At 72.6% G+C, this 25,541-nt stretch carries 22 protein-coding genes and 2 pseudogenes; 13 read left to right on the top strand and 11 right to left on the bottom strand.

Translation table 11 applies throughout. From position 1 onward, the window contains the following. The first annotated feature begins 143 nt into the window (after positions 1–143). Positions 144–794: a hypothetical protein gene (locus AB0B50_RS02125; protein WP_362324108.1), complete on the top strand. Its 651-nt coding sequence runs from the start codon at positions 144–146 to the stop codon at positions 792–794. A gap of 676 nt (positions 795–1,470) precedes the next feature. Here the strand turns inward: AB0B50_RS02125 and AB0B50_RS02120 are convergent. Continuing rightward, positions 1,471–1,962 carry an ABC transporter ATP-binding protein gene (locus tag AB0B50_RS02120; RefSeq protein WP_362325035.1) on the bottom strand — a complete coding sequence of 164 codons (492 nt, stop codon included), beginning with the start codon at positions 1,960–1,962 and terminating at the stop codon, positions 1,471–1,473. A gap of 31 nt (positions 1,963–1,993) precedes the next feature. Continuing rightward, a pseudogene (locus tag AB0B50_RS02115) lies at positions 1,994–4,276 on the bottom strand (ATP-binding cassette domain-containing protein); the annotation flags it as partial. A 1,400-nt stretch (positions 4,277–5,676) separates the two neighbouring features. Here AB0B50_RS02115 and AB0B50_RS02110 point away from each other — a divergent pair. Further along, a complete protein-coding gene (locus AB0B50_RS02110; RefSeq protein WP_362324105.1) occupies positions 5,677–6,501 on the top strand; it encodes an SDR family NAD(P)-dependent oxidoreductase in 825 nt (274 codons plus the stop codon). A 67-nt stretch (positions 6,502–6,568) separates the two neighbouring features. Then, positions 6,569–7,330: a GNAT family N-acetyltransferase gene (locus tag AB0B50_RS02105; protein ID WP_362324102.1), complete on the top strand. Its 762-nt coding sequence runs from the start codon at positions 6,569–6,571 to the stop codon at positions 7,328–7,330. Between the two features lie 18 nt (positions 7,331–7,348). Here AB0B50_RS02105 and AB0B50_RS02100 read toward each other — a convergent pair whose 3' ends face one another. The 4 genes from AB0B50_RS02100 to AB0B50_RS02085 form a co-directional block, all read right to left on the bottom strand. Further along, positions 7,349–7,834: a hypothetical protein gene (locus tag AB0B50_RS02100; protein ID WP_362324099.1), complete on the bottom strand. Its 486-nt coding sequence runs from the start codon at positions 7,832–7,834 to the stop codon at positions 7,349–7,351. Next, positions 7,816–8,142: an SDR family NAD(P)-dependent oxidoreductase gene (locus AB0B50_RS02095; protein ID WP_362324096.1), complete on the bottom strand. Its 327-nt coding sequence runs from the start codon at positions 8,140–8,142 to the stop codon at positions 7,816–7,818. The genes AB0B50_RS02100 and AB0B50_RS02095 overlap by 19 nt, the downstream gene beginning before the upstream one ends. A gap of 69 nt (positions 8,143–8,211) precedes the next feature. After that, complete coding sequence (locus AB0B50_RS02090; protein ID WP_362324093.1) at positions 8,212–8,658, bottom strand: cyclic nucleotide-binding domain-containing protein; 447 nt, start codon at positions 8,656–8,658, stop codon at positions 8,212–8,214. 319 nt (positions 8,659–8,977) lie between these two features. Beyond that, positions 8,978–9,640, bottom strand: a complete 663-nt coding sequence (locus AB0B50_RS02085) for a DUF1707 domain-containing protein (protein WP_362324090.1) — start codon at positions 9,638–9,640, stop codon at positions 8,978–8,980. Positions 9,641–9,747: 107 nt separating this feature from the next. On the opposite strand from AB0B50_RS02085, the gene AB0B50_RS02080 reads away from it, so the two are divergent. Beyond that, complete coding sequence (locus AB0B50_RS02080) at positions 9,748–9,984, top strand: hypothetical protein (protein ID WP_362324087.1); 237 nt, start codon at positions 9,748–9,750, stop codon at positions 9,982–9,984. Here the strand turns inward: AB0B50_RS02080 and lysA are convergent. Next, entirely contained in the window at positions 9,981–11,378 is a 1,398-nt protein-coding gene (lysA, locus tag AB0B50_RS02075) for a diaminopimelate decarboxylase (protein ID WP_362324084.1), read from the bottom strand. The genes AB0B50_RS02080 and lysA overlap by 4 nt on opposite strands. A gap of 531 nt (positions 11,379–11,909) precedes the next feature. Here lysA and AB0B50_RS02070 point away from each other — a divergent pair. After that, positions 11,910–12,515, top strand: coding sequence for a universal stress protein (locus tag AB0B50_RS02070; RefSeq protein ID WP_362324081.1), 606 nt, complete (start codon positions 11,910–11,912; stop codon positions 12,513–12,515). Positions 12,516–12,559: 44 nt separating this feature from the next. Beyond that, entirely contained in the window at positions 12,560–12,724 is a 165-nt protein-coding gene (locus tag AB0B50_RS02065; RefSeq protein ID WP_362324078.1) for a hypothetical protein, read from the top strand. 242 nt (positions 12,725–12,966) lie between these two features. Here the strand turns inward: AB0B50_RS02065 and AB0B50_RS02060 are convergent. Beyond that, a pseudogene (locus AB0B50_RS02060) lies at positions 12,967–13,122 on the bottom strand (TetR/AcrR family transcriptional regulator); the annotation flags it as partial. 288 nt (positions 13,123–13,410) lie between these two features. Here AB0B50_RS02060 and AB0B50_RS02055 point away from each other — a divergent pair. The 5 genes from AB0B50_RS02055 (at position 13,411) to AB0B50_RS02035 (ending at position 17,881) form a co-directional block, all read left to right on the top strand. After that, positions 13,411–14,778, top strand: coding sequence for a DEAD/DEAH box helicase (locus AB0B50_RS02055; protein ID WP_362324075.1), 1,368 nt, complete (start codon positions 13,411–13,413; stop codon positions 14,776–14,778). Between the two features lie 155 nt (positions 14,779–14,933). After that, entirely contained in the window at positions 14,934–15,632 is a 699-nt protein-coding gene (locus AB0B50_RS02050; protein ID WP_362325032.1) for a response regulator transcription factor, read from the top strand. Beyond that, entirely contained in the window at positions 15,629–16,729 is a 1,101-nt protein-coding gene (locus AB0B50_RS02045) for a histidine kinase (protein ID WP_362324072.1), read from the top strand. The genes AB0B50_RS02050 and AB0B50_RS02045 overlap by 4 nt, the downstream gene beginning before the upstream one ends. Positions 16,730–16,945: 216 nt before the next feature. Then, complete coding sequence (locus AB0B50_RS02040; protein ID WP_362324069.1) at positions 16,946–17,476, top strand: hypothetical protein; 531 nt, start codon at positions 16,946–16,948, stop codon at positions 17,474–17,476. 51 nt (positions 17,477–17,527) lie between these two features. After that, complete coding sequence (locus AB0B50_RS02035) at positions 17,528–17,881, top strand: hypothetical protein (RefSeq protein WP_362324066.1); 354 nt, start codon at positions 17,528–17,530, stop codon at positions 17,879–17,881. A gap of 81 nt (positions 17,882–17,962) precedes the next feature. Here the strand turns inward: AB0B50_RS02035 and AB0B50_RS02030 are convergent, their stop codons facing one another. After that, positions 17,963–19,384 carry an aminopeptidase P family protein gene (locus tag AB0B50_RS02030; RefSeq protein WP_362324063.1) on the bottom strand — a complete coding sequence of 474 codons (1,422 nt, stop codon included), beginning with the start codon at positions 19,382–19,384 and terminating at the stop codon, positions 17,963–17,965. A 190-nt stretch (positions 19,385–19,574) separates the two neighbouring features. Between AB0B50_RS02030 and AB0B50_RS02025 the strand changes: the two genes are divergently transcribed. After that, positions 19,575–20,558, top strand: a complete 984-nt coding sequence (locus AB0B50_RS02025) for a LuxR family transcriptional regulator (RefSeq protein ID WP_362325029.1) — start codon at positions 19,575–19,577, stop codon at positions 20,556–20,558. A gap of 940 nt (positions 20,559–21,498) precedes the next feature. Here the strand turns inward: AB0B50_RS02025 and AB0B50_RS02020 are convergent. Both AB0B50_RS02020 and AB0B50_RS02015 read right to left on the bottom strand, forming a co-directional pair. Continuing rightward, positions 21,499–22,083: a helix-turn-helix domain-containing protein gene (locus AB0B50_RS02020; protein WP_362324060.1), complete on the bottom strand. Its 585-nt coding sequence runs from the start codon at positions 22,081–22,083 to the stop codon at positions 21,499–21,501. A 319-nt stretch (positions 22,084–22,402) separates the two neighbouring features. Beyond that, positions 22,403–24,448 (bottom strand): NB-ARC domain-containing protein, encoded by a 2,046-nt coding sequence (locus tag AB0B50_RS02015; RefSeq protein WP_362324057.1) that lies wholly within the window; start codon positions 24,446–24,448, stop codon positions 22,403–22,405. Positions 24,449–24,712: 264 nt separating this feature from the next. Here AB0B50_RS02015 and AB0B50_RS02010 point away from each other — a divergent pair, with 264 nt between their 5' ends. Continuing rightward, complete coding sequence (locus AB0B50_RS02010; protein ID WP_362324054.1) at positions 24,713–25,492, top strand: GntR family transcriptional regulator; 780 nt, start codon at positions 24,713–24,715, stop codon at positions 25,490–25,492. Positions 25,493–25,541: the final 49 nt, after the last annotated feature.

The raw sequence follows: 25,541 nt of genomic DNA, 5'->3' as shown, positions 1-25,541 counted from the left end.
CGACTGTACCTACGGCATTCGTCGAGTGCCGCCCGCCGGTTTGGTGCGGTTTCCCGTCGGATGACGGGCCCCGAGCGGTGACCACCGCATCACACACAACACCGCACACATCGAACGACATGGCCGAAGGAGACACGACCCATATGAGCAGGGTTTGCAACAAAGCACCCAGCCTGCCCGACGGCAGTGTGGCCGAACAGTCCCTGTACGAGCGGGTGGACGGCCCCATCGCCACCGGCTCCGCCCACTTCATGCGGGCGGGCAGCGAACTGCACCTGATGCACTCCGACCTGGAACTCAACGACGTGCGCCAGGCCGCCCTTCGGGTACGCTGCGCGGCCGCGGCCGTGCGGGCCGCGCTCGTGGAGTACCGCACCTCGCACCGCATCGCCCAGGAGCTGGGCTTCTACCCGGTCCACGACGAGCGGCTGCGGGCCGCGGGCGGCGGCACCGCCCCGGTGCGCGCGACGCTCGACGCCGCGCGGGAGTCGGACCTGGTCCAGCTGGACGACGTCGACGTCGAGACCATCGCGCTGCGCTACGAAGCGGGCGGGGACGAGGCGGCGTACGGCCACTTCGTGACCGAGCTGACCGGGTTCTCGACGGAGCTCGACGGCTTCGCGGAGCGGGCCGACGAGGCGCCTGCCGCCGACTGGCAGCGCCTGGCCTGGCAGTTCCTCACCGCGTTCGACCGCATCCGGATCTACGGTCAGACGCTCGCCGTCATCAACATCCTCGGCATGACCCCCGCCGCCGTCGTCGGCACCGGGAACGGAAGGAGCAACGAAATATGAGCGCCGTCTGCAACAAACTCCTCAGCCTCAGCGAGGAGGACCTGCGCGGCAAGAAGCAGCTCGCGCAGGCAGCGGGCACCGAACTGGCAGCCGCCACCGGCGAGTTGTTCCGTGCACTCGAACTCGCCGAGCACAGCGAGGGTCTCTCCGGCGCGGCCGTGTACGCCGCCGCGGCACAGGACAGGCTCGGCGGCGCCGCCCGGCTGCTTGCCCAGGTGGCCGACATCCTCGCGACGGGCACCCTCACCAAGGAGACGGCCGACTGGTACAGCAGGCTGGACTTCGAACGCCTCTACCGCGCGGGCATCAGCCTCGGCGAGGTGCCGCACGCGGCCGAGCTGTGGCAGGCGTTCACCCGGCAGGCCAGGACGGGCGGCCCGCTCGCCATCTGCCACGACATGCGCGAGCGCACCGTCGTCGTTGCCGCGCTCATCAGTGAGTGGCTGGAGCGGACCGAGGAGCCGAACGCGGCCGCCGCGCTGACGCGGATCCAGTCCGCGATGGCCGACCTGGCCGCGTACGCCCAACTCGTGGCCTTCGCCAACAAGGTGGAGCCCCGCGACCCGGCGTGGGTGGTGCCGCAGGGCTCCACCGCGTAGCGGTTCGTGTGTGACACGCACAGTTGACAGGCACGAAAGGGGAGCGTCGGCCGAGGCCGGCGCTCCCCCCCCCTGTGTCACCGGTAGGCGCGCGCCTGGAGCCCGTACATCTGCGCGTAGAGGCCGCGCCGGGCGAGGAGTTCCTCGTGGCTGCCCGTCTCGGCGACCCGTCCGTGGTCGAGCACGACGATGAGGTCGGCGCCGCGTACGGTCGAGAAGCGGTGCGAGACGAGCAGTGTGACGGTGCCGGAGCCGTCGGTCCCCGGGCGGCGCGCGGCCTCCGCGTAGCGTTCGAAGATGGCGTGCTCGGTCTCCGCGTCCAGGGACGCGGTCGGCTCGTCCAGGATGCGCAGCAGGGGCGCGGGACGCATCAGGGCCCGCGCGATCGCCAGCTTCTGCCACTGTCCCGTCGACAGGTCGACCCCGCGTGTCCAGCGGCTGCCCAGCCGGGTGCCGAGGCCGTCGGGCAGCGCGCCGGGCAGGTCGTCGGCACCGGCCCGGCCGAGGGCCCCGAGAACCGCCCCCCCGATCGGCGATCCGCGGCAGATCCCCGACGCCGACCGTCTCACGGACCGCGAACTCGAAGCGTACGAAGTCCTCGTACGCGGCGCCGAGCCGCTCGCGCCATCGCTCGGGGGCAAGGAGGTCGAGGCGGACCCCGTCGACGGTGATCCGCCCGCCGGTCGGCTCGTACATCCGGCACAACAGCTTGACCAGGGTGGACTTTCCGGATCCGTTCTCGCCGACCAGGGCCACAACTCCACCTGCGGGCAGCCGCAGTTCGACGTCGTGGAGCGCGGGCACGGCGGTTCCGGGGTAGCGGAAGGAGAGCCTCTCGACGGCGATGCCCTGGCGCAGCCGTGCGGGTGCGGCCGCCGCGGTCGACGACGCAGGCGCGAGGCTCGCCCGCTCCGCGTACGTACGCAGCCAGCGCAACCGCTCGGCGCTCTGCAGGAGTTCGACGACGGCGCCCGTGGCCTGCACGAGTCCGCCGACGTGGCCGGTGAACCGTCCCGCCAGGACGACGGCGAGCAGGACGGCGCCGAGGCCGGTGCGACCGGTCACCGCGAGATGCACGACGAAGGCGACCGCGCCGATCAGACCGAGCGAGTTGAGCAGCCCGCCCGCGCAGCCGATCGCGGCGACCTGCCACTGCGACCGGCTTCGCACGGTATCGGCGCGACTCCGCAACTCCCGCACCCTTTTCCGTAGTTCAGGTCCGGCATCGAAGACCCGCAGCTCCTTGCCCGCCGAGGGCGAGGTGGCGAGGCGGGCCAGGCGTGCGGCGAGCCGGTAGTCGGCGGCCGTGGCGTCCTGGGCGCGGGCGATGACGCCGCGGGCGGAGATCTGCAGTCGCAGGGCGAGGGCCCCGACGAGCGGCAGGACCAGCAGGGCGGGGTGGACGGTGGCGAGCAGCACGGCGGTCACGAGGAAGCCGCCGAGCTGTTCGAGCAGGTTGAGGACCCAGTTGAGCAGCGCCCCCATGGCCAGGGTGCGGTCGCGCAGCAGTTGGAGCCGGTCCTGGAAGGCGGGCGACTCCTGGTGGCGCAGCCCGGGGATGCCCGCGGCGAGCCGGGCGAGCAGCCGGTCGAAGGCGAAGCCGACCCGCTCGCTCAGCCCGACCCTGGCTCCGACGGCCGCCAGCTCCACCGCTTCCCACACGCCGAGGCTGACCACGAGCAGGAGCGCCGCCGTCAACGTGCCGTCCAGGCGCCCCAGTTGAGCACCCTCGGCCATGGACCTCAGCCACAGTGCCTGCAGAGCGGCGAGTCCGGCCGCGGCGGGCACGAGCAGCAGCCCCAGCACGGCGAGCTTCCAGGACTCCCGGAAGGACCCGACGACGAGGGTGCGCAGCGCGTCGAGCACGCCACGCCGACCGCGTTCGGCAGCCTCAGGGACGTCGCAGGGGTTCTCCGGCACCGCGTCTTCCGCCGAAGGTGAAGACAAGCCCACAGGCGCACAGTTGGCGCCAGGAGGCACAGTGTCGGCGTCCCCGTCGCGAAACCGTTCAGCCTGCAGCCGGTACATCCGGGCGTACCGGCCCCCGAGCATCATCAACTCGTCGTGCGTACCGCTCTCCACGATCCGCCCGCCGTCCATGACATGGATGAGGTCGGCCTTGCGTACGCCCGAGAAGCGGTGCGAGACAAGGATCGTCGTGGCGCCGCCGCTCACCGTGAGGAACCGTTCGAAGAAGGCGGCCTCCGCCCTCGCGTCGAGATGGGCGGTGGGTTCGTCGAGGACGAGGACGGCCCCCGAACGCGCCGCCAGGAGCGCGCGGGCCAGCGCGACCCGCTGCCACTGTCCCGCGGACAGGTCCGCGCCGCCCGCGAACTGCCGGGAGAGCACGGTGTCCCAGCCCGCCCCGAGCGTACGGAGAAGATCGGAGCCGTCGGCCAGCTCCAGGGCGCGCTCCATGGGTCCTTGAAGTTCCCTCGTATCCCCGTCGGCACCCGACGCCGACGCTCCGAGCGCCACGTTCTCCCGCAGGGTCAGCGGATACTTCACGAAGTCCTGGAAGACGACGGAGAGTTGCCGCCGCCACTGCCGCGCGTCGCAGTCCCGCACGCCATCCCCGTCAGCCGTGATGCGCCCCGCGTCCGGTTCGTGGAGACGCGTGAGGAGCTTGATCAGCGTCGTCTTGCCACATCCGTTCGCCCCGACGATCGCGACGGAGGACCCGGCCGGGATCTCCAGGTCGAGTCCGCGCAGCACGGGCTCGTCCGTGCCGGGATAGGTGAACTCGACGCCTTCAAAGGCGATTCGGTGGCGGACGGCCGAGGCGGGGCGTCCCGAGACGCCGCCGCCGTCCGGACTTTCGCTGCTCCCCCGCCGCTCCAACTCGCCCAGGGAACGCAACCCCAACAACGCGTCGCGCACCATGAGATCGTCGTCGCCGATCCAGCCGAGCGCGGGCAGGCCGAGCGCCGCCTGGACGCTGATGACGAGCTGGGTGAGGTCCAGGTCGCCGCGGGCGGCGGCGAACGCCGCGTACCCCAGGACCGCTCCCTCCGCGAGCACGACGAACCCCACGGCCGCGCAGGCTCGCCGCGCCGCCGTCCCGCGGGTGGCCCAGACCCTGGCCATGCCCGACTGCCAGACGGCCGTCATCCGGTCGGCGAGCCAGTCGCCGAGGCCGAAGACGCGTATCTCCTTGGCGGGTTCGGGGTCCACGGCAAGGGAGCGCAGATAGCCCGCCTCGCGGATCACCGCGCTCGCCGCCTCCATGCTGCCGTGCACTTGGCGCGACAGGCGCAGATAGGAGCGGTGCGTCAGTACGGCCGCGAGCACGAGCAGCGGCGGGGCCCACCAGGCCAGGGGCGCCAACAGGAGGAGCAGGCCGATGCCTTCGAGCCTGGGGCGCACGATCTCCGGGAGCAGGGAGGCGAGTTGGTCGGCGCGGGTGCCCGGCTCGGTGGCCAGGCGCAACGTATCGGCATAGCCCGGCTCTTCGAGGTGTCCGATGCCGTCCGGCCCCGTCCCTGCGGCGATGGCGCGGTCCTCCACCGCGCTCGCGGCCCGCAGCCGCAGCACCGCCGCGAGGCCGCCGTCCAGGGAGCGCAGGCCCGTGCGTACGAGGGTCAGCGCGCCGAACACGGTGAGCGCGACCAGCGCGTGCCGCGCCTCGGGGGATCCCGCGCCCGCCGCCACGGCTCCGGGCAGCGCGCCCACGAGCCGACCCGTCGCGACGACGATGAGCGGGGCGGTGAGCGCCTCGCCTGCCACGGTCAGAGCGAGCCCTGCCGTGTGCCGGGGACCGGCCCGCCACAGCAGCCGCACCGCAGCCGTCCATTCCTGCCACGTACGCATACCGGTCTCCTGAGCCGCCCGCCACCATCGGAGGCACGATGCTCACAGAGGAGCCGTGCGGGCGGAGAAGGGTCCCGGGCGCGACCGGACACTGCCGGTCGCCTGCCGCTTCAGGGAAACCGGCGATGAGCTGGAGGCAGCGGCGCACCGGCCGCTCCTTGGTCGCCGGGTCGCCGGGTCGCTGGGTCGCTGGGTCGCCCATGGTGAAGATGTCTAGCAGCGGAGCAGCCCTGCGGTGCCGGGGTGCCGGCACCGCAGGGCCTGACGTCCCTCGTCAGAGGCCCGTATGGAAACCCTCGACAGGGTTGTCCGCGCCCCATCCGCCCAGTTCGATGAGTGACGTGAACAGTGAGTGGCTCCTTCTCGGTCGGCCGCCTCATCAGGCGCCGTGACATCCTCCGGCGCCTCTTCTCCCCCATCCACGCGCGGCCCGCCTCCGGCGGGCCCGGTGCATCTCCCCATGGACGAGCCCCATGCATGAATCCCCGCTGCCCACCTCCCTGCACGGCCGCACGGTCCTGGTGACCGGAGCCACCTCGGGCATCGGTCACGAGACGGCGCTGCTGCTCGCCCGGCGCGGCGCCACCGTTCTGCTGCACGGCCGCACCCCGGAGTCGGCCCGCGCCGCCGTGGACCGGCTCATCGCCACCACGGATGTGGACGCGGAGCTCCTGTGCGCGTGCGCCGCCGACTTCGCCGTCTTCGACGAGGTGGCCGCCATGGCCCACAAGGTCCTCCGCGAACACCCGCGCCTGGACGTGCTCGTCAACAACGCCGGCATGGCACCGCCCGAGCGGCACACCGTCACGGCGGACGGCAACGAGATCGGCTTCCAGGTCAACTTCCTTGCGCACTACTTCCTGACGTGCCTTCTCGAACCGGCCCTGGCCGGCGACCCCGGCGGCCGCGTGGTCAACGTCTCCTCGTCGCTGCACCGCACGGCGTCGATCCAGTGGGCCGACCCCAACCGGGTCCGCCGCTACTCCCGGCTCGCCGCCTACGCCCAGTCCCAGCTGGCCCTCACGGTCTTCGCCTCCGACCCGCGCGTCACGGCCGTCTCGGTGCATCCGGGCGTCTGCGACACGGCGCTGCTCCCGCTGTACGCGCAGGACGGCGTCGCGCCCGCCGCGGGAGCCGAGCACGTGGTGCGGCTCTGCGATCCGGCCCTGGAGATCGTCGGCGGTTCCTACTACGACCGTTCCGAGCGCGTCGCCCCGGCGCCCGCCGCCGGTGAGGAGCGCACGGTCAAGCGCCTCACCAGGCTCGCGGACGTCCTGATCGGCCGCACCACCCCCTGAGTTCTCCCTGTCCGCCGGGAGCGGCCCGGTCCCAGGGCGCACCCCGGCAACCGTCCGAGGAGTTCGTGTGATCGAAGTCGCCCCCGTTCAACTGCCCACGTCCGACCGCTGGTTCTCCGCGGGCGCGCCGGGGCCCGCGCTCGTCGCCGAGCACGCGCTCACCACCGGCATCGGTCACTGGTGGGCCGACGACGCCGACCGCCCCCGCACTCTCGCGGTCACCTGCGCCGGGCATGCGATGCTGCGCGGCACGCCGGAGCGGCTCACGGCCGAGGCCCTCGCCCCGCTGGCCGACACCCACGTCGACGCCCCGGCCCGCTTCCTGCCCGCGCTCCGCGCCGCCTTCGCGTACGTGACTCCCGGCGAGCGGATGGTGTGGACCCAGCAGGCCGCCCCGCACGAGCCGCCGCCCTCGTCGCGCGCCGTCCGGGTGCGCCGCCTGGAGCCCGCGGACACCGACGCGCTGCTCGCCCTCGGCCCCGACTCCGCCTGGATCTCGGCGAGTTGGGGCGGTCCGCTGGGGCTCGCCGCGTCCGGGCACGCGTGGGGCGCGGTGGACCGCGGGGAACAGTTGCTGGCCGTGGCCTGCGCCTACTTCCGGGGCACCCGGCACGAGGAGGTCGCCGCCCTGCCCCTCACCGGCCACCGCCGCCATGCGCTCGCGCTGTCCTGCGTCACGGCCCTCACCGACGACATCAGGGCCCGCGGGCACATCCCGAGCTGGAACTGCTCGACGCTCGACCGGCCGAGCCGGCTGCTCGCGTGGACCGCCGGTTTCCGTCTGGAACGGGAGTACGTGGACCACGCCGTCTCCGGAGTGCGTCGGTGACGGGAGCACCGCCTGCCCCTACGGGCCGGTGCTTCCGCCGGGCTCCCGCCGGGCCAGGGCCACGTCCGTGAACTCCTGGCGGCTGCGCCGCATGTCGCGGGTCGCCTTCGCCAGTCTCTCCTTGCTCCCGTCCGAGCGGCGCTCGGAGTTGGCGAGCACGTAGGCGTGCACGGCATCCGCGTACGCCTCGGCGCCCTTGCACACCTGCTCGGGGGTGCGCGCGTCGCCGTTCGCGGCGAAGCGGAGGGCGGTCCCGGTCCGCCAGAGCTCGGATTTCAGCACGGTGGAGAGCCGCTGCGGCGACACGACCGTGGCCGCCAACCGCTCCAACTCGCGCATCGCCCCGTGGAATTCGATGATGGATTGCCGTACCGAGTCCTTGTCCCCCGAGGCCGCCTTCGGCGCCGACCTCCACCGCTGCACCCCGAGCGTCACGGCGACGCCCACGAACACACCGAGCAGAGTTCCCCCAACGGTCAGCCACACTACGGTCGTTGTATCCATGCTTCGGACTCAAAGGTGACGGCCCCCGGGACACAGCCACTGTGTTGCGAGGGGCAGTCAGCCCTGCCGTCGGCGTCCCGCATCTCGGCGTCCCGCGTGTCCGCGCCGAGTTCCATGACGGTGACGCCTGGTTCCACGTTCCGCACGCGGACGCCGCGAGGCCCTCGTTCGGCGCGCAGATCGCGGGCCAGGTGGGCCACGGCGGACGTGGTCGCGCAGTAGACCGAACGGTTGGGGAACGGGCCGTGCCCGGCGACCGAGCCGACGTGCACCAGGTCCGCCTGGCCGGCGAACTGTCCCTGGACCACGAGTGCCCGACGGTCAACAGCACCCCCGGCCGGCAACCGGTCGCCTCCCAGGCCGCCCCCGGCAGCCCGTCAGCCCCGCACCGCGCCTCCGCTGCCGTAAGGCGCGTACAAGTCGAGCAGCCGCGTCCGTGCAGACTGCAGACGGTGGGCGAGGACGCGGCCGACCCAGCGGCCGACGACCGCGCCCAGGGCCGGGTCGTCCTCGCACATGAGCCGGACCGCCAGCGCGTCGAACTCGTTGGCCCGTACGGGACTCCGGGCCAGGGCGCCAAGTTGCCACACGTACGGCGGGAACAGCCAGGACCAGCCGACCAGTTCGCCGTGGCCGAGCGTCTCGATCACGGGCGAACGGCGTCCGGGGACGTGCATGTCGAGGGCGACCGTTCCCGAACGGACGATCCAGAACCGGTCGGCGTGACCGCCCTCCTCGAAGATCCGCGCCCCGGCCGGGAAGGACACCTGACGGGCGATCCTCATCAGCCGCTCGCGGTGCTCCGCGGGCAGGGCCCCCAGCATGGTCGTGGTGTTGCTCAGCGCTCCGCCTCCGTCTCCCTCAGCGGCTATCAGAAGTGCTCCCCTCCGTCTCTCCTGACAGTCGCGCTCCTGATAGCCGCCGCCCTGGCGCCGACCGCCGTCGGCACTCCAGGGTCCGCGCGAGGGCTGCGCGCCGGGCAGGGGCCAAGTGGCCCTGCGCGCCGCCCCGGTCGGGCCGCCCTTCCGGCCCGGTGGGCGCGGCCGGTCCCGCCGCGCCGGGCCCAAGTCGGCCTGAGACCCGCCGGCGCCTCCACGTGCTCGCGGGCCCTTGTCCGCCCCGAGCCGGAACCCCGCCGCCCCCTCAGTCCGCCGGCAAGGACCTCCGCCTGCCCAGCAGTCGTCGGCCGAGCGAACGGCGTGCGGGGCGCACCACGATGCGGCCGAAGCTCTTCGTGCCGGCCAGTTCCACGCGCAGGGTGATCGGCACGCCGGAGTCCGGGGCCTGGCGGATCTTCACCTTGCTGTGTTCCAGGGTCAGGGCGTCGACGTCGACCACGATGCCCGGCCCGGTGACCAGCGTCAGGGTCTTGCCCTGCATCTCCATGTCGATCCGCAGCGTGCCCTGTGTGATCACCGCCTCGGTGAAGTCGAGCGTCACGTCGCACCACTCCAGCGCGAGCTCCATCCTGCGCGGCACCACCCACCGCCCCACGCGCTCGACCACGCCGAACTTCCGGTCGATCCTGAGTACGTCCTTGACCTCTGCCATGTCCACGCCGGTCGGGGCCGGGACGGGCGGCAGGTCGGCGGTGAGCGGGGCCAGTTCCGCGATGGTCCGCGCCGAGAGGGCGGCCTCCAGACGCTCGTCCAACTCGTCCGGGGTCAGCAGGCCGTCCCCCGCCGCGATACGCAGGACGTCCACCACCCGGTCCCGGTCGGCGTGGGAAGCCCGAAGGACGGGCGACGAGCCGGGGGCGGAGGATTCCTCGGAGCGCTTCCCTGTGGGCGAGATCTCTCCTGACATGATTCCGTCCTCGTCCCGTTCGAACGCCTTCGCGCGGTGCGGCCGATTCAGCTGATGCAACCGACGCGGCCGACGGCGCGACTTCAGGACTAACGCTATATCGCGACATGATCCCTGGCCAAGTCCGCTTCGCGCAGGAGGAGTTCCAGCAGGTCGGGAGGCTCGCGGGGCATGCGGCGTGCGGCGAGCAGCGTGCGGCGTGCGGCGAGCAGCGAGCAGCGTGCGGCGAGCAGCGAGCAGCGTGCGGCGAGCAGCGAGCAGCGTGCGGCGAGCAGCGAGCAGCGTGCGGCGTGCGGCGTGCGGCGTGCGGCGTGCGGCGTGCGGCGAGCGGCGAGCGGGCCTAGAGGCCCACGTCCCGGCTGCGGATGTCCTCCATGGTCTCCCGGCGGACGAGCAGACGCGCACGGCCGTCGCGCACGGCGGCCACCGGCGGGCGGCCCACCAGGTTGTAGCCGGAGGCCATCGACAGGTGGTACGCACCGGCCACGGGTACGGCGATCAGGTCGCCCGCGCGTACGTCGTCGGGGAGTCGGACGTCCGCGGCGACCACGTCACCGGACTCGCAGTGCCGTCCCACGACCGTGACCGGAGCCGGGGTCGCGCTGCCGCGACGGCCGACCAGCCGGGGCGCGTAACGCACCCCGTACAACGCGGGCCTGGGGTTGTCGCTCATGCCGCCGTCCACGGCGACGAAGGCGCGGCCGCCCGTGTGCTTGACGGACACGACCCGGTAGAGCGCCACCCCGGCGGGTCCGGCGATCGCCCGGCCCGGTTCGATGATCAGGCGCGGCACCGTGAGCCCGGCCTCCGCGCACGCCTCGGTCAGCTCGGCGCGGACCGTGCGGGCGAGGCGGGTGAGGTCCATGGCCCGCTCGCCGGGGCGATAGGGGATGCCGTGGCCGCCCCCGAGGTCCAGCTCCTCCAGCACCACGCCGTGTTGCTCGTACAGGGACGCCATCAGGTCCACCATGCGGTACACGGCCGCCAGATACGGCTCGACCTCGGTGATCTGCGAGCCCAGATGACAGTGCAGGCCGGTCAGTTCGAGCTGGGGCTGGTCGAGGATGCGGGCGATGGCGTGCTGGGCGTAGCCGTCGGAGATGGACAGGCCGAACTTCTGGTCCTCGGTGCCGGTGCGGATCTTCTCGTGGCCGCCCGCGCTGATGCCGGGCACCACGCGGACCATCACCTTCTGGGTGCCGTCGGGGCCGACCGCCGCGGCGATCCGCGCGATCTCCGAGGGGCTGTCGATGACGATGCGGCCGACGCCGTACGCCAGTGCCTGCTTCAGGTCGTGCGGTGTCTTGACGTTGCCGTGCAGGACGATCCTCTCGGGCGGGAAGCCGGCGGCGACCGCGAGTTCCAGCTCACCGGCGGAGCAGACGTCGAGGCCGAGGCCCTCCTCCTCCACCCAGTGGGCCATGGCCCGGCACAGGAACGCCTTCGCGGCGTAGTGGATCTCGGCCTCAGGGAAGGCGTCCCGGTAGGTGCGGCAGCGGCGGCGGACCTCGCCCTCGTCGAGGACGTACACCGGAGTGCCGTAGCGGCCCGCGACCTCGGAGAGCGCCACGCCGCCGACGGTCAGGTCGCCGGGGCGGGGTTCACCGGTGGAGGCAGGCCACACCGAGAGCTCCTCTGCGGTGGCCGTGGCGGCCCCCTGCGCCGATGCGCCGGTCGAGGTGCTGAGCAGGTGCGCGGCGTGCCCGAACGAGCCCTGCCGGACGGGAAGTTCTGCCATGGGATGCCTCCTGGAGGATCCGAGGTCGTACGCGATGCCCCGAGGCGGTTCGCATGCGCTCGGGATGGTTCGGTGAGGCTCGGGGCGAGCCTGGCCCCGGTCGCGGGACGGGTGATCGGGGTCTGCCGAGGACGCTATGCCCGTGCGCCCCCGCTCTCCGAGCCGTCCTGACGGGACGCTGACGCGGATCGCGGCGACGCTGACGCGATGGTTACGGGGGCTCGGCGAAGGCGGTGCATCGGGCGGGCGTCTGGCGGGGCGTCAGGCGGGGCGGCCCGCGTCAGGGGTGCGCCAAGAAGTGCCGTCGGGGCTGGCCGAGTCCGGGGGCGCGGGAGTGGGATGGGGCGACCTCATGGCCGTGCGGCGCTTGGGCATTCGGCTGAGCCTTCCGGCTGGGCTTCTCGGCTGGGCCCTTCGGCTGAGCTCTTCGGCTGGGCCCTTCGGCCTGAGGTCTTTCGACGTGGTGACGAGAACCGCCAAAGGGACGTCCAAAGGGACATCCCGTGGCGGCAGTTGACGGACGGGGATGCGATGTCCGGTTCCGACGTGGCTCCAGCGGCGCGTGTCGTCCGTGTCGTGGTCGGGGTGAGCGGCTCACCGGGAAGCCGCGCGGCCCTGTGCCGCGCCGCGGCCGAGGCCCGCCACCGACGGGGCGAGCTCTGGGCGGTACTGGCCTGGCAGCCGCCCGGCGGCGAGCTCACGGCGCGCCGGGGCCCTGCCACGCCGCACGCGGCCACGGACTGGGAGAACCTCGCCCGCACCACGCTGATCACCACGCTCCGCGAGGTGTTCCCCGACGGCCCCGGCATTCCCCTCAACGCCCTGCTGGCCCGCGGCACCCCGGGCAGAGCCCTGGTGGAGACCGCCGACCGGGAGGACGACCTCCTGGTCGTCGGCGCGGGGCACCGCGGCCACCTCCACCGCGCGCTGCACCCGTCGGTGAGCCGCTACTGCCTCGCCCACGCCGACTGCCCGGTCCTCGCCGTCCCGCCGTCCCCGCTGGAGGCCGACCTCGCTGCGGCGCACCGCCTCAACGTGTGGCGGCTGCGCCTGGACACACGGCGCTTCGCCGAGGAGACGACAGCGCCCGGCGGAGGGGCAGCGCCGTACACAGGACGAAGAGGCCGAAGAGCGTGATCGGCAAGAGCCCCACGGGACGGAGGAACGTACCGGGATGCGCCATGACCTCGTCCCGGGCGACGATCCAGTTGCCGACCACGTCCGCGAGCATCACCCCTGCGGCGAGCGACGGCCCACCGGGGCGGCCACGGACGATCAAGAGCGCGACCAGCGGATCGAGCACCAGGAGTGCGTGGAAGAGCAACTGGACCGGCAGCGGCGCGTAGCTGTAGGTGTCCAGACCGCCCCGCACGAGGAAGACCCCGTGCGCTGCCGCGCCTTCCAGAAATCCGATCACGTACACCGCGGCGGTGCACCGAACGAGTACCGAGTGATCCCCCCATCGCATGACGATCACCCTAGCCCGGCCCTGAACGCCTTCCCGCTCGGCCCTGAACGCCTTCTCGCTCGGCCTTGAACGCCTTCTCGCTCGGCCCTGAACGCCTTCTCGCTCGGCCTTCGACGCCTCCTAGATCGGCCGTGAACGCACCAGCCGCCGTGCCGCACTGCTCAGCAACGTATCGAGGACGACCGGATACGCGCTGTGCGTCATCCGCCCCGCCAGCAGCCGCGCGGTGGCGGCGATGTGCGGGTGGGTGTCGGGCGGCAGTTCGGCGTAGATGGACCTGCTCACGGAGTACGGGGCTCCGTGGGGGCTGCGTGAACAGCGGTGACGCCGCAGACCCGGAGCGCCGCCGAACAGGAGTGAGGCCGAACCGGAGCACCGCCGAACCGGATCCCCTCTGAACAGGAGCGATGCCGTCACTCCGTGTTAGCCTCAGTCGTTTGCACGGTCGACGGCCCGCGATGACGCCTCTCCGGCTCCCCGCGTCCATCGCCCGTCAGCCACGTCATCGTCATCCACGTCATCCTGCCGGGCCTTCCTCGGTACGTTCCCTACGGAAGGCTCGCCATGGCCCACCCGGACCACACCAGCACCCCGCAAGGCGGCTTCGCCGCGCTGGAGCTGCCGGCCGCGCTGCTGCGCACGCTCACCGAGCGGGGCGTGCGGGAGCCCTTCCCGATCCAGGCCGCCACACTGCCGAGCGCCCTCGCGGGCCGCGACGTCCTGGGGCGCGGGCGCACCGGATCGGGCAAGACGCTCGCCTTCGGTCTGCCGCTGCTGGCGCGGACGGCGGGGCGGCGCGCGGAGTCGAAGCAGCCGCTCGCCCTGATCCTTGCGCCCACCCGGGAGCTGGCCCAGCAGGTCACCGAGACCCTCACCCCGTACGCGGAAGCACTCCGGCTGCGCATCGCCACCGTCGTCGGCGGCATGTCGATCGGCCGGCAGATCGCCGCGCTGCGCGACGGTGCCGAGGTCGTCGTGGCCACGCCAGGCCGCCTGCACGACCTCGTCGACCGCAAGGCCTGCCGCCTGGGGCGGGTCCGGATCACCGTCCTCGACGAGGCCGACCAGATGTGCGACCTGGGCTTCCTGCCGCAGGTCACCGAGGCGCTCGACCAGGTGCACCCCGAGGGTCAGCGCCTGCTGTTCTCGGCCACCCTGGACCAGGACGTCGACGACCTCGTCCGGCGCTACCTCCACGACCCCGCCGTCCACGAGGTCGACCCGTCCGCGGGCGCGGTCACGACGATGGACCACCACGTGCTGGTCGTCCACGGCCCCGACCGGTACGCCGTCACCACGGAGATCGCCGCGCGCGACGGCCGCGTCCTGCTGTTCCTGGACACCAAGCACGCCGTCGACCAGCTCACCCGGCATCTGCGGGCCAGCGGGGTGCACGCCGCTGCCCTGCACAGCGGCAAGTCCCAGCCGCAGCGCACCAAGACCCTGGCGCAGTTCAAGAGCGGCGCGATCACGGCGCTCGTGGCCACCGAGGTCGCGGCCCGCGGCCTGCACGTGGACGACCTCGACCTCGTGGTGAACGTCGACCCGCCCACCGACCCCAAGAACTATCTGCACCGCGCGGGCCGCACCGCACGGGCGGGCGCGTCCGGCCGCGTCGTCACGCTGGTGCTGTCGGGCCAGCGCCGCGCGACGAGCGAGCTGATGGCCGAGGCGGGCGTCGAGGCGACCGTCACCAAGGTCCGCTCGGGCGAGGCGGAGCTGAGCCGGATCACCGGGGCCAAGGCGCCGTCCGGCACCCCGCTCGACGGCGGGCCCGCCACGGCCAGGACCAAGAACCACAACGCCCCCTTCCGCGGCATCGGCACCAGCAAGGACGCCTCCCGCGGCACCGGCGGCAAGTCCCGCAAGTCCGCCGAGGCGCGCAAGCTCGCCGAGGCCCGCAAGGCGGCCCGGACGCGCCGCGGCGGCTGACGGTCCGCCCGCCGCCTTCTCGCGCCCCCGACCGAGCCCAGGAACGCACCCCCGACCCAGCCTAAAGAGCACGTAAAAACGTGTGGTTATGCTGGGGCGTCTTGTCCGGGTTCGATGGGGGGCCTACCGAAGTGAGCGGATCTGCCGTACGCGTGATGGTGGTGGACGACGAGATTCTGGTGAGGGAGGGACTCCGGCGCATCCTCGAGACCTTCGACGGTCTCGACGTGGTCGCGGTGTGCTCCGGCCCCGCGGCCGCCGAGGAGGCCGTGCGGCACCGGCCGGACGTGGTGCTGCTCGACCTGCGGATGCCCGACCGGGACGGTCTGACGGTCCTCGGTGATCTGCGGTCGCTCGCCGCGCCGCCCGCCGTCGCCCTGCTCACCACCTTCGACGCCGACGAGCACCTGGACGCCGCGCTGCGCGGAGGCGCCACGGGCTTTCTGCTCAAGGACACCCCACCGGCCCAACTGGAGTACGCGGTCAAGGAGTTGGCCCGGGGCGGCAGCGTTCTCGCGCCCCGGCTCGCGCGGACGGTCGTGCGTCACTACGCGGATTCCGCGGCCCGGGACGCGGGGTCCCTTCCCCCGCGTACGCCTCTGTCCGGGCCCGAGCCGGCGGGACCCGAGCTCACCGACCGCGAACGCGACGTGCTCGTGCTGGTCGCCGAAGGTCTCTCCAACACCGAGATCGGGCAGCGGCTCTTCATCGGCACGACCACGGTAAAGGACCATGTCAGCGCCCTCCTGGTGAAGTTCGGGGTCGCCAACCGCGTCCAGGCCGCCGTGCACGCTCACCGGCTCGGTCTGGTGCCCTCGGACCCGGCCGTCGTCGGCGGCGCCGCGAGACGATGAGGGTCGACCGCCGCACCGCCGAGCGCGGGGTCGCGCTGCTGGCCTGCGCCGAACTGCTCACCGTCGCGGGGACCTTCGACGCCCTCGGCCTCGCCGTCTGCTCGGCGGCGCTGCTCGCACTGCCGATGCGCCACCGCTTCCCGCTGAGCACCCTGGCCGTGGCGCTGCCCGCCACCGTCACCGAGTACCTGTGGCTGCCCGCCGTCCTCGCCATGTTCGTGGTGGCCTGCCGTGCCTCGCCCCGGGTGCTCTGGGGCTGCGGCGTGCTGCTGTTCGTCGCCGCGCTGGTGCCCTGGCCGCCGGGCGCGCTCCTCGACCACTCCCGGCCCGAGGTCCTCACGATGGTCGAGGGGGCCGGGCTGCTCACCCTCGGCCCGATCGTCCTCGGGCTGCTCGTCAGGACCCGCGACGAGCTCAGGCACCGCCTCGCGGACCTGGCGGCCACCCAGCACCGCGAGCAGTGGCTGGAGTCCCAGCGCGCGGTGACCCGCGAACGCGCCCGTCTCGCCCGCGACATGCACGACACCGTCTCGCACCACGTCGGCATCATCGCCGTCCAGTCCGGTGCGCTCAGCGCCACCGAACGCGACAACGAGCGGCGGGCGGACATCGACCTCGTGCGCGAGCACAGCGTGCGTGCCCTTGAGGAGCTGCGGAACATGGTCGGCGTACTGCGCGGCTCCGACGCCGCGGCGGCGGCCGCGGTCAGCCGGACCCGTCTGACGGATCTGCACGGGCTCACCGCCGAGAGCCTCCTCGACGTCGGCGTGCACATCGCCGTGGCGCCCGGCGCCAGTTGGGACCCCGCGCTGGAGGCGGCCGCCTTCCGCATCGTGCAGGAAGCGCTCAACAACGTACGCAAGCACGCCCCCGGGGCCCCCGTCCAGGTGTCCGTCCTGGCTCCGGAGGGGCAGGACGTCCTCGTGGTGGAGATCAACAACGGGCCGCCCGCAACGGACCTGCCCGCGCCCGCCCTGCCGGCCGGCGGCCACGGGCTCGCCGGGCTGCGGGAACGCGCGGCCCTCGTCGGCGGTCGCGTCGCCGCCCACCCCACCGCGGACGGCGGCTTCACCGTCCGGGCCGAGCTGCCGCTGTGAACCCGTCTCCATGCCCTCCGGACGCGCTCCGCCCCCTCCACCTGGAGGGGGCCGGTGGGCGGTACCGGCCGGCCGGGCGCCGGGGCCAGCATGGTCCCCGGCCGGAACGCCCACGACCTGCGGCGTCGGCCACGGACGGCGGACCGCCACAGGACCGCCGCGACAACCGAGACGACGCCGCCCGTACGACGGAGCGGCAGGGGGAGAACCCAAGTGATGTCGACACAGCAGCGCCCCATGATCCGCCGTGCCTCGCTGGTGGGCGTGGCCGCGCTCACCGCGGGCGCCCTGTTCGCGGGCGCCGCCCCGGCCCTGGCCGCCCACGCCGCCGAGACCCGCGCCGCCTCGGCCTCGGCCTCGGCCACCGAGGAGATCCCCGAGATCACCGCCGAGCAGCTGCGGTTCATCGAGGACGGCATGGGCCCCGAGGCGATGGCGGAGCTCAACAACGCCATGAGCGGGGGCGGCGACGACGGCGAGATCCGTCCGCGGGCCTTCCCCATAGCCGCCGTGGCCATCGGCGCCGCCGCCTGGTGTGCCAAGGGCGCCGTCGCCAGCATCCCCACGTCGGTGCTCAGCGACGTCGCCGACGGCAAGTTCTCCGGCAAGGGCACCTACGTCAAGAACGCCATCGTCGGCTGTCTCGGCGGCGAGATCGGCGGCGTCGTCTGGAAGTTCCTGCCCGGCTGGGTCAAGAACAAGGCCGTCTCCATGGTGGCCGCCTTCATCATCAAGTACATCCGCTAGACACTGAGTACGACTCAGTACATCCGCTAGGCATTCGGGGCCCGCACACTCATGGCGTACGTCTTCATCCTCTGCTGCTTCGTCCTGCTGTCGGTGGTCACCTTGCTGGCCGCCCGCGTCGGCCACCGCGGGGAGGTCTGCGACCGAGGCGTCGGATACGAGGTGCCGGATGAGGTCAAGCGCGACCCCGTGCTGCGGGAGAAGGCCAACCGCCTGGTCGCGCACTGGTGCACGGGGGCGGCGATCCTCAGCCTCGCCCCGCTGATACCGGTCGGCAACGTCCTGTTCGCGGACGACGAGCGGACCATCGGCACCGGCGGACTGATCGCCGTCGCGGTCTACGGCCTGATCGTCGTGGTCGTCGCGGGCTATCCGTTCGAGAAGATCAAGCACCTGGGGCGCTGAGCTCCCCTACCTGGTGCTCCCGTACCTGGTGCTCCTGTGTCCCGGCCCCTGCCCTGGGCCGGGACACAGGCATGCGTACCCTCAGCCCGCGAACCGGGCCATCCACGCCTCCACCTCGGCCGAGGACCGCGGCAGACCCGCCGACAGGTTCTCGTGGCCGTCGGCGGTGACGAGCAGATCGTCCTCGATACGGACGCCGATGCCGCGCCACTCCTCAGGCACGGTGAGGTCGTCGGGCTGGAAGTACAGGCCGGGCTCGACGGTCAGGCACATGCCCGGCTCGAGGACGCCGCCCACGTATCCCTCGTTCCTGGCCTGCGCGCAGTCGTGGACGTCCAGGCCGAGCATGTGGCCGGTGCCCGCCATGGTGAAACGGCGCTGGAGACCGAGTTGGTAGGCGCGCTCGGCAGGTCCCTCGATGAAGCCCCACTCGACGAGGCGTGCCGCCAGGTGACGCTGGGCCGCCTCGTGGAAGTCGCTGTACGCGGCGCCCGGCTTGACGGCGGCGAAGCCCGCCTCCTGGGCCTCGTACACCGCGTCGTACACCTTGCGCTGCAGGGGCGTGAAGGTACCGCTGATCGGCAGGGTGCGGGTGACGTCGGCGGTGTAGAGGCTGCGCGTCTCCACACCGGCGTCGAGCAGGAGCAGGTCCCCCGGGCGCACGGGACCGTCGTTGTCCGTCCAGTGCATGATCGTGGCGTGCTCGCCCGCGGCGCAGATCGAGCCGTAGCCGACGGCGTTGCCCTCCAGGCGTGCGCGGCGGAAGAACGTGCCCTCGATCCACCGCTCGGACGACGCGACGGCCCCGGAGAGCTCGCCGATCACATCGGTGAATCCGCGCACCGTGGAGTCCACTGCCTTGCGCAGTTCCCCGATCTCCCAGTCGTCCTTGACCAGGCGGAGGTCGCTGAGGGCCTCCTCGAGTGCGGCGTCGCGCTCCTCGTCGGTGGCGACGGCGGCCTCCAGGGCCGGGTCGATGCCACGGACGATCCGCGTGGGCGCGCCCGACGCGGAGACGGAGGCGGCCAGGTCGGCGGCGGCCGTGCGGACGTCGCGGCAGGCGAGGCCGAGGACGCGCTGCGACTCGGCGAGCGAGCGGCGCCGGCCCATCCAGAGCTCCGCATGGGGGCCGATCCAGAACTCGTCGTCGTCCCTGCTGTCGCGCGGCAGTTGGTAGCAGTACGCCTCGTGGCCGCCGTCGGCCAGGGGTTCGAGCACGAGCGCGCCGTCGCGGGTCCGGTCCCCGGTCATGTGCACGTAGCCCGAGTACGGCCGGAACGGGTAGGTGTCGTCGTTCGAGCGGACCTTGAGGTTCCCCGAGGGGATGACCAGGCGCTCGCCCGGAAAGCGTGCGGAGAGGGCGGCGCGGCGTCGGGCCGCGTGCGGAGCCTGCTCGTCGAGGCTCAGGTCGTGCCGCTCGGTGTCGGCCCACCCGGTCCGCATGAGCGCGGACAGTTCCTCGGAGATCCCTGCGTAGAGACCGTTCTTCCGGCCTTTCGACACGTCGTACACCTTCCTCTGGGTACCAGTGCGGGTGCTCTCGCCGCCGTCGGTGATCGGCGGCTCACGGAAGGTATCCCTGGCCGTACGCGCGCAGGGCCAGGAAGTGTCACTGGCACAGATCGGCCAAGGCCCGCACCGCACCGTCGATGATGCGGACGTCGATACTGTCGATAATGCGGACATGGGGACCATGACGAACGCGAGACTCGGCGAGGCCCTGCGGCTCCTGGGGCTCGAACCCGCGGCGGCCCAGGTCTATCTGGCCCTGCTCGACCTGGCGCCCGCCCCGCTGAGCGCGATGGGCCCGGCTGCCGGTCTCGACGGCGCGGAGCTCGTCACCGCGTACGGCGCACTGGTCGACGCCGGTCTGGCCAGCGCCGCCGAGGAGGGCTCGGACGTGGTGGCCCCGGTGCCGCCCACCGCCGGCCTGGAGATCCTCGCGCGCCACCGGGCGGCCGAGGTGGAGGAGTCACGCATCGCCGTCGGGGGCGCGTTCGAGTCGTTCCGGCGGCAGCGGCTCGCCGCGTACAACGCCGATCTCGTCGAGGTCGTGACCGGCGAGGCGGTCGGCCCCAGAATCCGTCAGGCGTGGGCGAGCGCCCGCGAGCAGATCCGGCAGCTGGAGTCACCGCCGTACGTCATCCTGCCCGGCGCCACGGACGACGCGCTGGCCACGCTCGCCCGCGGGGTGACGCAGCGCGTCGTGTACTCACGGGAGTCGCTGGAGCACCCGGGCCGTCTCCGGGATGCCATCGAGCCGGTCGTCAACGCGGGTGAGCAGGCCAGGGTATTGCCGTCCGTGCCGGTCAAACTCGTGATCATCGACGAGGCGTACGCGCTCGTGTCCTTGTCGATCAAGGAGGCCGACGTGCACAACACGATGCTGGTGGTGCAGCCGTGCGGCCTGCTCTCCGCGCTCATCGCGCTGTTCGAGCAGTCGTGGCGGAACGCCCTGCCCTTCCACGGAAGCACCACCCGCCCCGGCGGCCTGCCGCCCGCCGACCGCCGCCTGCTGTGGCTCCTCGCGGGCGGCGCGAACGACGACGTCATCGCCCGCGAACTGGGCATCAGCCGCCGCACCCTCTTCCGCCGCCTCCAGGTCCTGATGGCCCGCCTGGGCGCGGCGAACCGGTTCCAGATGGCACTCCAGGCGCAGCGCAACGGCTGGTTGTGATCGGGCGGGCCTCGGTCTTTCCCGCCGCCGCACTCGGACGCGCGCTCGGACGCGGACTCGGACGCGGACGCGGACTCCGACTCGGACTCGGACTCGGACTCGTTGGAGGGATCCCGCAGAAGCGGACGCGCTTCTACGCTGCGCCCCGGTGCTGGTGAGAGCGAGTGGTGCGGGGTGTCCGCGCACAGGAGCCGCGGCAATCCCTCGGTCGCAGAGCGGTCGCCGTCGGGGGCTGTGCCCGCGCCGACGGCGACCGCGTCCGAGCGCGAGAGTGCACGGCTCCCCTCCGTGGCACCTGCGCGCAGCCGCCCTCCACGGCGTCCGGATCGCGGGAATCGTCCCGGCCGCCGGTCACGAGGGCGGAAGCCGGGGCCGCATGTCGGCGTATCGCGCGGCCCCGGCCGCCTGAGCACCCGCCGCCCGCACGTCAGTTGCGGTTCAGCAGGGTCGAACGGCCGCTGCGCGGGGGCCTGGCACATCGGCAAGTGATCCAACTCCCCCTCTGGGGAGCATATGCAGCGCGGGTCGCCGAGTTGAAGGGCGTCACCCCACGCCAGGACGGGTTTGCGCCATCTGAGCGGGCGACGAAGGTGCAGTCTCCTTTCACCTGGGCCTCGCCGGCCCCCTCATCCATGATCCGCAGCAGCTGCGTGTCCATGACCCAGCCGCGCCGGGCCCGCGTCCGCCCTCAACTTCCGTGTGCGGTCGGAGACTTCCCGCAGTGGGCCTGCGAACCCCGTCGTCGTTCTGACCCGCCTCGGACGGACGGCGGTCCGGGGCGATGTGCACCGGACGGCCGACCTGGTTCGGCGGAATGCGGTGCCCCGCGCGCCTCGACGTCGGCGACTCGTCGCACATCAGCCCCTCGAAGAGGCCGGAGTCACGCCTGCTCGCCGCCAACTGCACATTGGCAGGAAACACCCCGCTCCGCGGCCGACGGTCAGCGGTGCTCGGAGATCAGCGTCCGGGCCATCGCCTGAGCTCGGCGGGCCGCGTCGAAGTCCCCTTCGGCCGCCGAGATGATCGAGCCCTTCATCAGGATGTGCCAGGAGCGGGCGAACGAGTCGGGGTCCCGCAACCCCGCTTCCTCGGCCATGGCGCGTACGCAGGCGCGGATGTTCTCCAGGTAGCCGATGCTCGCCCGCCCCAGCGGGTGATCCGAACGCATCTCCAGCAGAACGTTGATGAAGGTGCAGGCATCGAAGTCGTCGGCATGGAACCACTCGTCGAACACGTCGAAGATGGCCAGCAGTTGCTCCTCCGGCGTGTGCCCCCGCTGTCGCGCCCCGGCCATGACCTTCCCCAGCGTCCACGTCTGTTCACGGCGCGCGAGGAACGCGAGGGCCAGATCGTCCTTGGACCGAAAGTGCCGGTAGAGGGTCGCCTTCGCCACCCCCGAACGCATGACGACCTCCTCGATTCCGACGTCACGAATACCGCGTCGTGCGAAGAGCTCATAAGCAGCGCTCAGTATCCGTTCACGCGCGGGAAGCTGACGTGCCGTCCGCCGGTGGTCCTTGTCCATAACCGTCCAGAATATTCCTGGACAGGGGTGTCGTCCGCTGCCATCGTGAACATGCACCGCCAGAGACAGACCGGTCTTTCTTGTACGGTCAACACCCCTTGTCCACCCGGAGAACGGCCGACGTCCCCCAGTCCTCCACACGCACCATCACAGGCTCCCGGTGAAGAGCACCGTCCGGCGGGGCGGCAACCGCGGGAGGGTCCGACCGCCCAGGCCACCACCGGGAAGCGCCCGACGAGTGAGGCAACCGGCTCCCTGGAGCTCCCCCCTCACGGCGAGCCGCCTCACCTCACCCGTCGGGCACACCCCGGGCCCCCGGCTACTCCCCGAGCGCGGAACGCAACAGGGCCTCGGGCGCGGTCGATTCGGCCTTTCGGAGCAGCTGCTCGTACATGGCCTCGCCGAGCTGGGTTCTCGCGTGCGCCATCGTCTGGTCGCGCAGGGTCGTGGCCTCGGGGGTGCCCCGCTGGGCGAGACCGACCGCCCGCCAGTACTGACTCCCGGCGCCGAAGGCGATGACCGCGCGCTCCGCCTCACCCTGTTCGGCCCAGCTGGCGCCGAGGAGGTCGAGGCCCATGGCAAGGCCGAACTGGTCACCGATGCGCCGCTTGGCGTCGAGCATGTTGCGCGCGTGGCTCTCGGCCGCGCGGGAGCGGTCCTCGAACAGGGCGATCAGGGCGAGTTGGTAGTCCACGTAGGAACGAGTCCAGTACTCCCCGAGGCGCTGGCACTCCCGGCGCAGCACCTCGCCTTCCTCCCTGGCCTCCTTCAGCCACCCGCCGCCGGTGAGGGCGAAGATCCGCACCAGTCGGCACAGCACCACGCCGAAGGTGAGCACGCGCCGCGGCCCCTCGTGCCGGGCGGCCGAGCTGTCGCGCGGCTCAGGAATCGAACGCAGCGCCTCGTCGGCCCTGTTCAGGGCGTAGAGCGGCCGGCCGTCGAGCAGTGCGGACAGCCCTTCGAGGTAGACGGCCTGGCGGACGCCCTCGGCATCGCCCTGCCGTGACGCCACCCGAAGGCTCTCCGCGGCGAGCGCCCGCCCTTCACCGAGCTCGCCCTGCAGGATGCGGGCGAGGGCGAGCGACCACAGGGCCCGGCCCCGGCGTGGGTGGTGCTCTGCGGTGAGCTCCAGTGCGATCCGCAGGTAGCGGACGGCCTCGTGGAGGCGGCCCGAGCAGATCCAGAAGAAGGCCACGTTCCCCGCGAGTTCGAGTGCCGACGCGTCGTCCGCATCGAGCAGGAAGTCCATCGCCACGCACACGTCGCGATAGAGCTCGCGCATGCGTGCGTACCAGTACTGCTGTCCGGAGCCGAGCCACTCCTGCCGCGCCTGCCTGGTCATCTCCACCATGAGGGCGGCCTGCCGCCCGGCGACGGAGGCCTCCTCACCCAACTGCCCGAGCCACATGCGCCCGTACTCGCGTACGGAGTCCAACATCCGGTACGTGGCGTCGCGTTCGGAGACCACGGACTTGCGCACGAGTCCTGCCAGCGCGTCGTGCAGCGCTTCCACCGTGAGCGGGCCGCCCGCGCAGACCCGCTCCGCGCGCTCGATGTCGAAGGGGCCGGGGAGGACCGAAAGGCGCGCCCACAGCAGGCGTTCGACCGGCCGGCACAGCTCATGGCTCCACCCGACCGCCGTGCGCATCTGCCGGTGCCGCGGCGGACGGACGTCTGGACGGTCCGGTACCTCGAGCCCCGTCCGGATCAGCACGGCGGCCTCCGCCAGCGAACTGCGGGACAGCAGCCCGGCCGCGAGTTCGAGCGCCAGAGGGACACCCTCCAGGCGCGAGCACAACTCCGCGGCCACGCGCCGGTCCTCGGCGTCCCGCAGGGGACGGCCCGCCGCCCGTGCCCGCTGCGCGAAGAGGTCGACCGCGTCCGTGGCGGGGTCGAGCGGTTCGAGTACGAGGACGGACTCACCCGGCACACCCAGGCGCTCCCGGCTCGTCGCGAGGACCGTCAACCGGGGGCACACGGTGAGGAGTTCGGCCACGAGACGGCGGCATCCCGGAACGAGATGCTCGCACGAGTCCAGGACGAGCAGCACACGTCGGTCCCCGATCCACTCGCACACCGCCTCGGAGAGCGCGCGGGACGTGTGGTCCGAGAGGTCCAGCGCGTCCGCCACGAAGGCGGCGAGCGAAGCGCCCTCCTTGAGCGGCCACAGGTCGGCCCAGCCGACCGCGCTGAACCCTTCCCATCCACCGGAGGAGACCACGCGCAGCGCGAGCCGCGACTTTCCCAGGCCCGCCCCGCCGGTGACCGTCACCAGACGCCGCTCGCGCAGGGCCGACGCGAGCCTGTCCAGTTCAACGCATCGTCCGACAAAGGGCGTTGTCTCGTCCGGGAGGTTTCTCAGCACGGATCAAGTCTTCCTGTCGCTATCGCGCCATGTGGGGGGATTACCAGAACTTCTCCGTGGAGTCCACCTATGGGGGGGATGACCGGCCGAACCCTCCGGACCCGGCGCAACCGGGCTCGCGCCGCGCGAAACCCCTGATCAGAAGAGTCCGCAGGTCACGCCGGGTGGCGTAACTCCGGCGAAACACCATCCGGAGCGGCTGTGGAGTAGCTTCCGAGGGCGTGAGGACCTGTAGGGCCCAGCGGGAAGGGAGGCGTGTCGGCCATGAGCGAGGAGGCCGGAGCAGGATCGACGGACGGCCGCGCCCGGCCCGTCCGCCCCCGCGCCGAGCGGGCACGGCAGGTCGCCGATGTGCTGCGCCAGCGGATCACCGCCGGCGCCTTCGCCGACGGCGTACTGCCCGATGAGCGCACCCTCGGCCGGTCGTTCGACGCCACGCGCAACGTGGTCCGCGAGGCTCTCGGACTGCTGCGGGACGAGGGGTTGATCACCCGGCGCCGCGGCATCGGCACGCTCGTCACGGCACCCAAGTACGGGCACGGACTCCACCGGCTCACCGGGCTCGCCGAGACCCTGACCGAGTACGGCACCCTCACCAACGAAGTGCGCGCCGCGCGCGTCGTGGCCCACGCGCCCCAGGTCGTCACCGAGCGGCTCGCCCTGCCCGTCGGAGGCCCCGCCGTGTACGTGGAGCGACTGCGCCGACTGGACGGCAGCCCGCTCTCCCTGGACACGACATGGCTGGCCCCGGACATCGGACAGCCGCTGCTCGACTGCGACTTGGCGGGCCGCGACGTGTTCGACCTGATCGAGGAAACCACCGGAAGTCGGCTGGGCGAGGCCGAAGTGACCGTCCACGCCGTCACGGCCGAACCGGACACCGCGCGCCTGCTGGGCATCGCCGAAGGCGCCCCGCTCTTCGCCATCGACCGCCTGACCACGCTGGCCGACGGCAGGCCCGTGGACGCCGAGACGCTCCGCGTCCGCGCGGACCGCCTCGCGCTGCGGGCCCGGCTGCACCGCGACGGGGCGGACGGCAGCTGAGGCATCCGGCCCGCATCACCGAGCCCGCCCCCCCCCTGGTTGACCCACC

The sequence above is a fragment of the Streptomyces sp. NPDC041068 genome (assembly GCF_040647455.1).
In the GTDB taxonomy this organism is placed as follows: Bacteria; Actinomycetota; Actinomycetes; order Streptomycetales; family Streptomycetaceae; genus Streptomyces.
This window is presented reverse-complemented; position numbering and strand designations above follow the sequence as displayed.